Source organism: Streptomyces sp. GbtcB6, assembly GCF_019091475.1.
In the GTDB taxonomy this organism is placed as follows: Bacteria; Actinomycetota; Actinomycetes; order Streptomycetales; family Streptomycetaceae; genus Streptomyces; species Streptomyces hyaluromycini.
Genome location: NZ_JAGXJL010000040.1, coordinates 18,888 through 31,049 on the forward strand (window position 1 = coordinate 18,888; position 12,162 = coordinate 31,049).

The 12,162-nt window shown below is 71.8% G+C and carries 8 protein-coding genes; 7 read left to right on the plus strand and 1 reads right to left on the minus strand.

All coding sequences use genetic code 11. The annotated features are described in order from the left end of the window. The first annotated feature begins 18 nt into the window (after positions 1-18). From KVT45_RS41600 to KVT45_RS41630, 7 genes are all read left to right on the plus strand, one after another. Positions 19-1,860 (plus strand): NAD(P)-dependent oxidoreductase, encoded by a 1,842-nt coding sequence (locus tag KVT45_RS41600; RefSeq protein ID WP_217554644.1) that lies wholly within the window; start codon positions 19-21, stop codon positions 1,858-1,860. A 35-nt stretch (positions 1,861-1,895) separates the two neighbouring features. Further along, positions 1,896-3,698, plus strand: coding sequence for an asparagine synthase (glutamine-hydrolyzing) (asnB, locus tag KVT45_RS41605; protein WP_217554646.1), 1,803 nt, complete (start codon positions 1,896-1,898; stop codon positions 3,696-3,698). 1 nt (position 3,699) lies between these two features. Beyond that, positions 3,700-4,980, plus strand: coding sequence for an MFS transporter (locus KVT45_RS41610; protein WP_217554647.1), 1,281 nt, complete (start codon positions 3,700-3,702; stop codon positions 4,978-4,980). 127 nt (positions 4,981-5,107) lie between these two features. Next, positions 5,108-6,445 carry a UDP-glucose/GDP-mannose dehydrogenase family protein gene (locus tag KVT45_RS41615; RefSeq protein ID WP_217554648.1) on the plus strand — a complete coding sequence of 446 codons (1,338 nt, stop codon included), beginning with the start codon at positions 5,108-5,110 and terminating at the stop codon, positions 6,443-6,445. 207 nt (positions 6,446-6,652) lie between these two features. Further along, a complete protein-coding gene (locus KVT45_RS41620; protein ID WP_217554649.1) occupies positions 6,653-7,282 on the plus strand; it encodes an LmbU family transcriptional regulator in 630 nt (209 codons plus the stop codon). Positions 7,283-7,430: 148 nt separating this feature from the next. Then, entirely contained in the window at positions 7,431-8,207 is a 777-nt protein-coding gene (locus tag KVT45_RS41625; protein WP_308311024.1) for a phytanoyl-CoA dioxygenase family protein, read from the plus strand. A gap of 394 nt (positions 8,208-8,601) precedes the next feature. After that, entirely contained in the window at positions 8,602-11,013 is a 2,412-nt protein-coding gene (locus tag KVT45_RS41630) for an endonuclease/exonuclease/phosphatase family protein (RefSeq protein WP_217554701.1), read from the plus strand. A 65-nt stretch (positions 11,014-11,078) separates the two neighbouring features. Here KVT45_RS41630 and KVT45_RS41635 read toward each other — a convergent pair whose 3' ends face one another. Continuing rightward, the gene (locus KVT45_RS41635; RefSeq protein WP_217554651.1) at positions 11,079-11,882 is read right to left on the minus strand and encodes a VOC family protein; all 804 of its coding nucleotides are present in this window, start codon (positions 11,880-11,882) and stop codon (positions 11,079-11,081) included. Positions 11,883-12,162 lie beyond the last annotated feature (280 nt).

A 12,162-nucleotide genomic window follows, 5' to 3' on the forward strand; every position in this document is an offset into this window, starting at 1 on the left:
AGGCTGAGCGGTGCGGTGATGGCGCACCCGAAGCGCTTGGAGGAGGCCCGTCGGCTGGCCGAGGCCGATCCGCAGGGACGCATCGTGGTGACCACGGACCCGGAGCCGGACGGACGGCCGACGGCACTGCGTACCGCCCTCGAGTCGTGGGGCTGTGTCGCGCCGGACGCCACGCACCACCTGGTGCTGCAGGACGACGTGGTGCTCGCCGAGGGCTTCTACCAGCACGCCGAACAGGCCGCGGCCGCCGCCCCCGCCGGTGAGGCGATCTCCTTCTACGGCGGCTGGGAGGCCCGCAACGGGGCGGTCGCCCGGCTCGCGGCGCTGACCGGGGCCACCTGGGCGTACACCCTCCAGGAGCATGTGCCGTGCCAGGCGCTGATGCTGCCCGCCGAACTGGCCCGGGAATACGGGGAGTTCCAGGAGAAGCACGGCGGCGGCTGGCCGTACGACGTGGTCGTGCAGCGGTTCCTGAACGAGCGCGGGGTGCCGGTCCGCTTCTGCACGCCGAGCACGGTGCAGCACGACGCGCTGCCGAGCCTCGCGGGCAACAGCTATCACGGCTTCCGGCAGGCGACCTGGTTCGACGCGGCGGTTCCCGAGGACGTCGGTGCGGGGGACTGCCCGCGGTTCGACGTGGTGCCGTTCTACCAGTACGGGGACGCGCGGTGTGCCGTGCGGAGAGCGGACACCGGCACCTGGGAGTACCTGGAGACCGAGCGCTGGCTGCGGCGGGCCGGGGCCCTCGACAGCGCTCTCGCGGCGTACGAGGGTGACGCGATCCGCGGCGTACGGGAGGAGCTCGGCGAGCGGATCGCCCGTGCCGTGTGGCTGACCGGATATGCGCTCGGGGTCGTGCTCGCGGACGCGGCCGAGCCCGACCGGCGCACCGCGGCAGCCGTGATGGAGACGCTGGGCCCCGGCGGGTTGTGCGAGGAGTACACCGCCGAGGAGCTCCTGGCGATGGCACCCGCCATCAGGGACCTCGCGCTCGCGGCGATGGACGAGGGGCGCCGGGCCGAGCACACGGGGCCGGTCGAAACCTCCGGCCCCTCGGTGCAACTGACCGGCGGGGACGGCGGGTTCGGGCGGCAGCTGGCCGGGACCCTCGGCGATCTGGGGCTCCGGGCGCGGTACGGAGACGGCGGTACGGACACGCGCGCGGAGTGCGCCGTCCACCTCGGCAGCGGCGACGGAACGGGGCTCGACGAGGCGCTGCGTGCGGCGCATGCGGCGGCGGCGGAGCGGTTCGTGTACGTCGGGTCCGCCGCCGTCTACCGGGGCAGCGGCCCCGGCGAGCAGACCGAGGACGCGGTGGGACCCGAGGCCCCCGAGGACGCCCTCGCCCGCGGCTGGTGGGAGGAGGAGCGGCGCTGCCGGGCGTGGGGCGAGGATGCCTCGATTCCCGTGCAGGTGCTGCGGATCGCCGATCCCGTCGGGCCGTACGCGCCCGCATCCACGGCCTGTGTGCGCTGGGTGGACCTGGCCTGGACGCGCCGCCCGCTACTGCTCGACTCGCACGGCGTGCACCAGATCCTGGACCACCGCGACCTCGCGGACGCCCTGCGTGTCGTGCTCGCCGCGCCGGCCGCCGAGGCCGTCCTCAACGTGGCCTCCGCCCGGCACGGCGAGGTGGAGCTCGCCGGGCTGCTCGCCGACGTGTCACGGCGTACGCCCTGGGAGTGGAGCCAGCAGCCGCTCTCCCCGCGCTGGTCCATGGCCACGGGCCTGATCGAGCGCGAGCTCGGTTGGCGGCCCACGGCCCCCGTCGTGGAAGCGATGCGCGCGCTCGCCCAGTGGTACGCCTGCGACATCCACGGCGACTACGATGAGACCGCCCTTACGGCCACCGGCTCCTGACCCTCCTCAACTCGCCAGCCGAAAGGTCTACTTGCATGTCTGCGATAGCCGGATGGGTCGACTTCGCCCGCACCTCCGGGGCCCACGACCCCATAGGCGTCATGACCTCGGCGCTCGCCGGGCGCGGTCCGGGCGGCGAAGGGGTGTGGCGGTCTGACCGTGCCGCACTCGGGCACCGGAGCACCTCGCCCGGCGGCGCACAGCCCCTGGCGAGCGGTGATGCCGCGGGCGGCCGCATCGTCGTCACGTACGCCGGACGCATCAGCAACAAGCAGGCTCTGCTCTCCCAACTGCCCTCTCTGGGGCGGGATTTCACCTCCGTTGATGATGCGGAGGCAGTGCTGCACGCATACCGGCAGTGGGGTGCGGGCTGCGTCGAGCGGATCGAGGGGACGTACGCCTTCGCCGTGTGGGACGAGCGGCGCGAGGAACTGCTGCTCGTACGCGACAGGATGGGTGTCAAACCGCTGTTCTACGCGCCGACCGCGCACGGCGTGCTGTTCGGCTCCGAGCCCAAGGCGATTCTCGCGCACCCCGAGTTCGCACCCGCCGTCGATGCCGGCGGGCTCCGCGACATCCTCTCCATCGCCCGCGTGCCGGGGCACGCCGTGTTCCGAGGCATGCGCGAGGTGCGGCCCGGCTGTGTGGTGCGGGTCGGGCGCGAGGGCGGGCCGAGCGAGCGGACGTACTGGGCACTGCGTGCCGGAGAGCACACCGACGGCCTGGACAAGACCGTCGCCACGGTGCGCGAGCTCCTGGAGACCGTCATCGGGGAACAGTTCGGGCCCGACGGCGAGCCGCCCGCCTCGCTGCTGTCCGGAGGGCTCGACTCCAGTTCGCTGACAGCGCTCGCCGCACGGACGGCGGGCACGCTCGGGACCGGTCCGGTCCGCAGCCTCGCGGTCAATGACCAGGCCGCGGACGGCACTTCGGGCAATGAGGACCACCTCTACGCCCGAGTGATGGCCGAGCACGCCGGTACGGACCACCACGAGATCTCCCTCGCCGGCCTCGACCTGCTCGACCCGCGGCTGCGCTCCGACGTCCTGGCCGCCTACGACATCCCGATCAACAAGGGCGACCAGTACGCCTCGCTGCTCAGCCTGTTCCGGGCCGCCCGCGCGCACGCGCCCGTCGCGCTCTCCGGAGAACTCGGCGACGACGTGTTCGCGGGCTACAACTGGCAGCGCTTCGACCGCTGGGTGCACTCCGACACCTTCCCCTGGGTGGCGGAAGGCCGCGCCCGCTTCGACGGCATGGACACCGTCTTCGACGCCGGACTGCTCGCGACCCTGGACCTGGCCACGTACGAGAAGGACTGCCACCGCGACGCGATCGCCGAGCTCGGCGCCCGGGAGGTCGTCGCCGACCCGGCAGAGGCACGGCACCGCGAGGTCACCTACCTCGCCCTGACCCGGCACTCGCGTGTGCTCTTCGACCGGCTCGACCGGCTCGGCATGGCCGCGGGCCTGGACATCCGGGTGCCGTTCGCCGACCCCCGGCTGCTCGCGTACGCCTTCGACATCCCCTGGTCGATGAAGTCGCACGACGGCCGTGAGAAGAGCGTGCTGCGCGCCGCCCTGCGCGACGTACTGCCCGAAGAGGTCGCGATGCGCGTCAAGACGCCCTACCCGAATCTGCGGGATGCCGCCTACGACCGTGTCCTTCGGGAGCGGCTCGCCGCCGTCGTACGCGCCGGGGACAGCCCGGTCCTGCCGCTGCTGTCGGACGGCCTGCGGCAGTCGCCCGACCTGACCGGGGTCGGCCGGGCCGTCCTGGAGACGGCGCTGCAGCTGGACGACTGGCTGCGGACGTACGGCGTCCGGGTGGAGGTCTGAGATGACCGACGTCGCGGCCACCGCGTCGGCCGCCCGACCACCGCTGTGGACCCGCAACTTCACGTTCTACTTCACGGCCCGGATCGCCTCGCTGCTCGGCGACGCGATGCTGCCCGTCGCGCTGTCGGTCGCGATGCTGGCGCTCGGGTACGGAGTGAGCGCCGTCGGGTACGCCCTGGGCGCCTGGATGGGCGCGTTCGCGCTGTTCGTGGTGTTCGGCGGCGTCCTCGCCGACCAGATCCACCCCCGGCCGCTGATGATCACGGCGGACGCCGTCCGGTGCGGCCTGATCGGTGCGACGGCCTTCGCCTTCGCGACCGGGCGGCCCGAACTGTGGTTCATCATCGGGGTGACGGCGCTCGGCGGGCTCGCCACCGCGATGTTCCAGCCGGGTGTGAACGGCCTGGTCCCGCAGGTCGCCGCCGACCCCCAGAAGGCCAACGGCGTCCTGCGGGTCGCCCAGGGCATCTCCACCATGGCGGGGCCCGCCCTCGCCGGACTGCTGGTCGCGGCGGCCTCGCCGGCCTGGGCGTTCGCGGCGACCGCCGGCACCTTCGCGGCCAGCGGTCTGAGCCTGTTCGCACTGCGCCTCGGCACCTACGCCATCGACCGTTCGGCCTCCACGCTGCAGAACCTCAAGACCGGATGGCACGAGTTCCGGTCCAGGTCCTGGCTGTGGTCGGTCATCCTGATCTGGTGGGTGCTCGGCGTGTTCGTCTGGGGCCCGGTGGTGCCGCTCGGCGCTGCCTCGGTCACCGGGGCCCACGGGAGCGCCGCGTTCGGTTACGCGGAGGGCGCGTTCGGTGCCGGGTGTGTGCTCGGTGGCCTTGTCGCGATCCTGATCCGGCCGGCCCGCCCGCTGTTCGGCGGGGCGGTCGCGATGTTCCTGTTCCCGGTGATGCCGCTTGCCGCGGGCCTCGCCCCGGACCTCCCACTGCCGGTGCTGCTCCTCGGCTACGCGGTCAGCGGCACCGGCTGGGCGTTCTGGGGTGTGCAGTGGGCGACCACCGTGCAGACCCAGATCCCGCAGGACCGGCTCAACCGGGTCTCCGCGTACGAGATCGCCGGCTCGATCCTCGCCGTCCCGCTCGGCCAGGTGATCGCCGGGCCGGCCAGCTCGGTCGCGGGCGTCCATGAACTGCTGCTGCTCGCCGCCCTGGTCAGCACGGGGTGTGCTGCGGCGCTCATCGCCACGGCCCCGATCCGGCGGCTGCGGCGTGTGACGTCCGGGGCTGGCGTCGAGTCCGCCCCGGTTCTGGAGCAGCCCGCCGAATCCCGGTAAGGCATTTCGCACTGCCGTCCGCCCCGTTCCGCAGCACGCGGGGGGGCGCACTCGGCACGGCCTTCCGCGGCCGCCAGTCCAGTTACGAGTCCAACGACCCTTCCAGCCACCACCGAAGGACAGGAACATGCCCCAGCTGTACCGCATGACGGTGATCGGGAGCGGATACCTCGGCATCACCCATGCCGCCTGTATGGCCGAGATGGGACACCAGGTCCTCGCCCTCGACATCGACAAGGAGAAGGTCGCCCGTCTGAATGCGGCCGAACTCCCCATCCATGAAAAGGATCTGGGCGACCTTCTGGAGCGCGGCGTGGCATCGGGCCGGCTTCGCTTCACCACCTCCTACGAGGAGGCCGGGGCATTCGGCGACGTGCACTTCCTGTGCCTCGGCACGCCGCAGCGTGCCGACGGCTTCGCGGCCGATCTGTCGCAACTCGATGCGGCGGTCGATTCCCTCGCCCCCCATCTCGTACGGGAATGTCTCGTCGTCGGGAAATCCACCGTGCCCGTGGGCACCGCGGAAAGGCTCGCCGCCCGCATCGCGCAGAAGGCGCCCGTGGGCGCCGGGGCGGAGCTCGCCTGGAATCCGGAATTCCTGCGCGAGGGATTCGCGGTGGCGGACACGCTGCGCCCCGACCGCATCGTGCTCGGCGTAAGGAGCGGGCAGGCCGAACGCATACTCCGCGAGGTGTACGCGCCCCTGGACTCGAATTCCCCGGAGCGGGAAATCCCTTACGTCGTAGCGGATTTCGCGACCGCGGAACTGGTGAAGAGCGCCGCCAACGCCTTTCTCGCCACCAAGATCTCGTACATCAACGCCATGGCGGAGCTCTGCGAATCGGCGGGCGCGGACGTCGTCCCGCTCGCCGCGGCGCTCGGCCTCGACGAGCGGATCGGCGGACGGTTCCTGCGGCCCGGGCTCGGCTTCGGCGGGGGGTGCCTGCCGAAGGACATCCGGGCGCTGTGGACGCGGGCCGAGGAGTTGGGCGCCGGGCAGGCCCTGGGCTTTCTGCGCGAGGTGGACGCGATCAATCTGCGCCGCCGGGAACGGGTGGTGGAGCTCGCCCGGGAGCTGGCCGGGGGCACCCTCGACGGGCGCAAGGTGGCGGTGCTCGGTGCGGCGTTCAAGCCGGACTCCGACGACATCCGGGACTCGCCCGCGCTGGCCGTGGCGCTCGCCCTGGAGCGGCAGGGCGCGGAGGTGTCCGTGCACGACCCGGTCGCGCTCGACCATGTGCGCAAGGCGTACCCCACACTGAACTGCGCCGCTTCGGCGCCGACGGCAGCGCAGGACGCGCAGGTGGTGCTACTGCTCACGGAGTGGCATCAGTACGCGCGGCTGCGGCCCGACGACCTGGACGCGGTCGTCGCCGAGCGGCGGATCGTGGACGCCCGGCATGCCCTCGACGGGGACGCGTGGCGCGCGGCCGGGTGGGCGTACCGGGCCCTGGGGCGGCCTTGAGCGCAAGGACCCGGCCCGGGCGAGGGTTTCACCGGATCGACCGCGCCCAGTTGGTCCATACCTTGTTGCGAGGCGGCGCGGACACCATGATCGGAACGAGTCGATCAAGGAGGTTGAATGCGAAGCCCTGCTGATCTCAGGCGCGTTGAGGAAGTCCCCGGCCGACCGGCGAGGGGGTCTTCGCCCGCCCGCCCCACACCCACCGCCATGACCGGAATCCGCCAGGGCCGCGCCCCGGCCGGTGCTCCGCCGCTGGGCACGGACCGGACCTCGCTGCGATTGCCCGCCCGGCTGCCCCTGGACGACTGGCTGCACATCGGCCACACCCTCAGGGAGGCTGCCGACTCCGCGGCCTGGTGGCTGGGCGACTGGCTGGTCTACGGCCAGGACCGTTTCCCCGAGCGGTACCGGCACGCCATCGACGGCACCGCCCTCGACTACCAGACCCTGCGCAACTACGCCTGGATTGCGCGCAAGTTCCCGCCGGGCCGCCGCCGGGCGGGCCTGAGCATGCAGCACCACGCGGAAGTCGCCGCCCTGCCGTCGGCTCTCCAGGATCTCTGGCTCGACCGTGCCGCGGCGATGACCTGGTCCCGCAACGAACTGCGCCGTCGTATCCGGGCCGGGGCCGTTTCCCCGTCCCCTGCCCGGAAATCCGCGCCGGAGGGGGAGGCGGAAAAGTCGGAACCGGCGGAATTGCGGCTCCCGGTCTCCGTGGAACGCCACCGCCGATGGGAGGCCGCCGCCGAGCGCGCCGAGCGCGACCTCTCCGACTGGATATTCGGGGCTCTCGATGCCGCTGCCGATCTCAACCGGCCGGCAGACCAAGGTCATTGACCATATCGAGGCCCTCTCACTACGTTTTCACCATCCTCTGAAGCAGCCAGTGGCAGCTCCCGCCGCATCCGCGGCCCCAACTGTCATTGCTCTGCCATGTCGGAAAGCAATGTTGGTTCACGCTCGAATGAGAGGCAGGTGTTACACGGTGACGACGGACACCGGAAACGATCGGGCACGAGTATTCAAGGAGGACGGTTTCACGGCGGTCGGCCGACTTCTCACCGGGGACGAGGTCGAGACGTACCGCGAGATCTACGACCGGTTCCTCAACGGCGAGATCGAGAGCGGCGACAAGCGCTCCGACCTCGGCAGCCATGTGGGGGAGCGGGACGGTGGCGGGGAGAACATCACCCAGATCATGTGGCCGTCCGCCCTCCATCCGGCGCTGCGCGAGATGCCGCTGCACGAGCGCGCCCTGGCGATGGCCCGCGAACTCATCGGCCAGGACGCGGTGCTGGACTTCGACATGCTGATCCACAAGGACCCGCACTCCGGCGTCGCCACACCATGGCATCAGGACATGGCGTACTGGGTCGATCTTCCGGACACCCGCGCCGTGTCGATCTGGATCGCCCTCGACGATGCCACGCTCGACAACGGCTGCATGTGGTACGTCCGCGGCTCCCACGAGCTCCCGCTGCGAACGCACCGCCCCACCAGCGACGGGCGCAACATCGAGTGCGACTGCTCGGAGGACGAGCCCGGCGCGACCGCTGTGCCACTGCCCGCCGGACACGGCGTCGCGCATGCCGGCGGCACGCTGCACTCCTCCCGCGGCAACACGACGGACCACACCCGGCGCGCGTACATCCTCAACTACCGCCCGGCCGCGATGGTCGAGTTCGAGCGGGCTCAGGGCGCCGACCACGGGCTGAACGAGAACGTCCGCAAGGTCCGCAACTCGGATGCGGCGACGGCCTGAGCGCATGGTCTGAGCGCGTGACCCGAGGTTCCATGCCCGGCGTGAACGCGGGGCATGGAACCCGGCGTTTCCCACAACGCCCGCACGGTCGACGGCGAGATGGTCGTCGAGGGTGCCGAGCGCTACGACGCGGGCGGCTGCCCTGTCGCCCGACGTTCTGCCGGTCACGCGGGGCCGCCCGCCGGCCACCGACGGCGTTTCGCGTGCCGCCAACCACCTCTGCGTTCCCTGGATTTAACCCACGACATCTTGGCGATCCGGCATCTACACGCGTAACTTGAGCCCGCCTCCCCCCACACGCCCGGTTCAAGCGCCGCCCGTCCGCGGTGTGTTGAAGCATCCGACGTCCGAGGAGACCGCCAGCGTGTCCAGACCCGCAGGGAGCAGATCCCGTATGCGCCGCGCCGCCTACCCGCTGATTTCCGTGAGCGTGGCGAGCGCCTTCGCGATGACCGCCCTTCCCGCCGCGTACGCCACGCCGTCCGCCACGGCGGTGATCGCCGAGGTGTACGGCGGTGGCGGCAACTCCGGCGCGACCCTGACCCGGGACTTCGTCGAGCTCGGCAACGCCGGGTCCGCGGCCTACGACCTGGCCGGCTACAGCGTGCAGTACCTGCCCGGTTCGCCGTCGGCGTCCTCGCAGTGGCAGGTGACCGCGCTCAGCGGCTCGGTCGCGCCGGGCGGCCGATTCCTGGTCGCCGAGTCGCAGGGCAGCGGCGGTACGACGGCCCTGCCGACCCCGGACGCGACCGGCACGATCGCGATGAGCGCGACCACCGGCACCCTCGCCCTCGTCTCCGGTACCACCGCGCTGACCTGCAAGACCGCCGCCGACTGCGCGGCCGACAGCCGCATCGTCGATCTGGTCGGCTACGGCACCGCGGTGGTCCGCGAGGGCAGCGGCCCGGTCACCGGCGCCTCCAACACCGCCTCCGTGGCGCGGGCCGGCGCCCTGGCCGACACCGACGACAACGCGGCGGACCTCACCGCCGGCACCCCTTCCCCGGTCAACTCGGCCGGTCAGAACCCGGGTTCGGGCGACGGGGACGGCGGGGGCGGCGACGACCCGACCCAGCCGGGCACCGTGCGCATCCACGACATCCAGGGCACCACCCGCAAGTCCCCGCTCGCCGGGCAGACCGTCGCCAAGGTGCCGGGCATCGTCACCGGCGTCCGTACGACCGGCTCCAAGGGCTACTGGATCCAGGACCCGACGCCCGACGCCGACCCGCGCACCAGCGAGGGCGTCTTCGTCTACACCGGCTCGGCCACCCCCACCGTGGCGGTCGGCGACTCGGTACTGGTCAGCGGCAAGGTCAGCGAGTACTACCCGAGCAGCACCAGCCAGTCGGTCACCGAGCTCGACGGCCCGACCGCGACCGTACTCTCCGGCGGCAACGCGCTGCCCGCCCCCGTCGCCCTGGACGCGGCCTCCGTACCGGACGCGTACATCCCCACCGCCGACGGCGGCAGCATCGAGTCGCTCGCACTCCAGCCGACCGTCTACGCCCAGGACTTCTACGAGTCCCTGGAAGGCATGCGGACGACGTTCGCCGACGCCCGCGTGGTCGGCGCGAGCGACGCGTACGGCGAACTCTGGGTGACCGTCAAGCCCGACGAGAACCCGACCACCCGCGGCGGCACCCTCTACTCCTCCTACGACCAGCCCAACACCGGCCGTATCGAGGTGATGTCCCTCGACACCACCAGTGCCTTCCCGGCGGCCGATGTGGGTGACGAACTGTCCGGCACCACCACCGGCCCGCTCGACTACTCCACCTACGGCGGCTACAACGTCCAGGCCACCCAGCTCGGCACGCTGGTCGCGGGCGGCCTGAAGCGGGAGGTGACCCGCAGGCAGAAGGGCGACGAGCTCGCGGTCGCCACGTACAACGTGGAGAACCTGGACGCGCTGGACGACCAGGAGAAGTTCGACCGGCTCGCCGAGGGCGTCGCGGTCAACCTCAACTCGCCCGACATCGTCGCCCTGGAGGAGATCCAGGACGACAACGGCGCGACGGACGACGGCACCGTCACCTCCGAGGCGACCCTGAAGCGGTTCACCGACGCCATCCGCGCGGCCGGCGGCCCGCGTTACTCCTGGCGCTACATCGCGCCCGAGAACGACCAGGACGGCGGCGAGCCCGGCGGCAACATCCGCCAGGTCTTCCTCTTCAACCCCAAGCGGGTCTCCTTCACCGACCGGTCCGGCGGCGACGCCACCACGGGCACGAGTGTCGTCAAGACCCGCAAGGGCGCCCGACTCACCTACTCGCCGGGCCGGATCGACCCGACCAGCGACGCCTGGGACGACAGCCGCAAGCCGCTGGTGGGCGAGTTCGTCTTCCAGGGCCAGACCGTCTTCGTCGTCGCCAACCACTTCGTCTCCAAGGGCGGCGACCAGCCCCTGCACGGCCGCTACCAGCCGCCGGCCCGCAGCTCGGAGACCCAGCGCGCGGCCCAGGCCACCGAGGTCAACACGTTCGTCAAGTCGCTGCTCGCGGCGGACAAGGACGCCAAGGCCGTCGTCCTCGGCGACCTGAACGACTACGAGTTCTCGCAGACGGTGACCGGGATGACGGACGGCGGTGTCCTGACCCCGCTGATCACCACCCTTCCGGCCGCCGAGCGCTACACCTACGTGTACGACGGCAACTCGCAGACCCTGGACCACATCCTGACCAGCCCGGCGGTGACCCGCTTCGACTACGACGTGGTGCACATCAACGCCGAGTTCGCCGACCAGGCCAGCGACCACGACCCGCAGATCGTACGGATCGACGTCAGCAAGTGCCGTAAGCACTGACCGGCACCCAGCCGCGTGGGACGGCGCGCCACCCGCACCGTCCCACGCCGAAGCCCGGCGACGGGTCAGTGCGGGCTCTGGATCACCGAGAAGACCGCGCCCTCCGGGTCGGCCACCGTCGCGACCCGCCCGTGTGCGCTGTCCCGGGCCGGCTTCAGCACCTGCCCGCCCAGCTCTGCGACCTCCCGCAGGGCCGCCTCCGCGTCGGCCACCTCGAAGTACGTCAGCCAGTGCGGCCCCCGGTCCCGGGGCAGCGAGAGGCCGACGCCGTGGATGCCGGCCACCGGGCGGCCCCCGACGTGCAGGGTCACGTAGTCGAAGTCGGCGGACATCACCGGCTCCTCCTCGTAACCGAACACCGTCTCGTAGAACTTCGCGACGCTCGAAGTCTCGAAGGTGAGCAGCTCGTCCCAGACGGGCGTGCCGGGGACACCGGTCAGGGCCGTGCCGAGGTGGGCCGATCCCTGCCAGATCCCGAACACCGCGCCCGAGGGGTCGGAGGCGATGGCCATCCGCCCGGCCTCCGCCGCGTCCAGCGGGCCCACGCCCACCGTGCCGCCGCACAGCCGGGCCGTCTCGGCCGTCAGGTCCACGTCGTCCGAGGCGAAGTACGGCGTCCAGGCGATCGGCAGATGCAGGTCCGGCGGCAACTGCCCGATGCCCGCGACCTCCCGCCCGTCGAGCAGGGCCCGGACATAGGGGCCGAGCTGCTGGGGTCCGGGCTCGAACTCCCAACCGAACAGGGCTTCGTAGAACTCCTCGGTCGTGGTCAAGCCGTGCACCATCAGACTCACCCAGCAGGGGGTGCCGGGCGCGCGCCGAGCGTGCGTGTCGCCGTTCGGGCCGGCCGCTCCCCGTACCTCGGTCATCGTCTCTCTCTCCTCGGCCCCTCGCGGTGGCCGTGTCGCTTCCGCTCTCCGGACCGGTTGTGCCGCAGCCGCGGACACGCCCCGTGCCGATGCTCGCACCCTCCGTGTCGCCTTGCGTCCACGGCCGTGGGGCGGCTTCGCCGCGAGGATGCCTGATCTGCCGTTTCTGGCCCGTTTCCGGTCGATTGCCGTCGGGTGTCCATCAGCTGTACAGCATGTGCCCGATCCCGTACGCCCGGTGATCGAGCCTGTCCGGCCGAGCAGAGTAGTCGTACCTGGA

Coding starts and splice junctions, on each gene's coding strand:
- KVT45_RS41600 (WP_217554644.1), top strand. CDS start 19: ATGGCGCACCCGAAGCGCTTGGAGGAGGCCCGTCGGCTGGCCGAGGCC.
- asnB (WP_217554646.1), top strand. CDS start 1,896: ATGTCTGCGATAGCCGGATGGGTCGACTTCGCCCGCACCTCCGGGGCC.
- KVT45_RS41610 (WP_217554647.1), top strand. CDS start 3,700: ATGACCGACGTCGCGGCCACCGCGTCGGCCGCCCGACCACCGCTGTGG.
- KVT45_RS41615 (WP_217554648.1), top strand. CDS start 5,108: ATGCCCCAGCTGTACCGCATGACGGTGATCGGGAGCGGATACCTCGGC.
- KVT45_RS41620 (WP_217554649.1), top strand. CDS start 6,653: ATGACCGGAATCCGCCAGGGCCGCGCCCCGGCCGGTGCTCCGCCGCTG.
- KVT45_RS41630 (WP_217554701.1), top strand. CDS start 8,602: ATGCGCCGCGCCGCCTACCCGCTGATTTCCGTGAGCGTGGCGAGCGCC.
- KVT45_RS41635 (WP_217554651.1), bottom strand. CDS start 11,882: ATGACCGAGGTACGGGGAGCGGCCGGCCCGAACGGCGACACGCACGCT.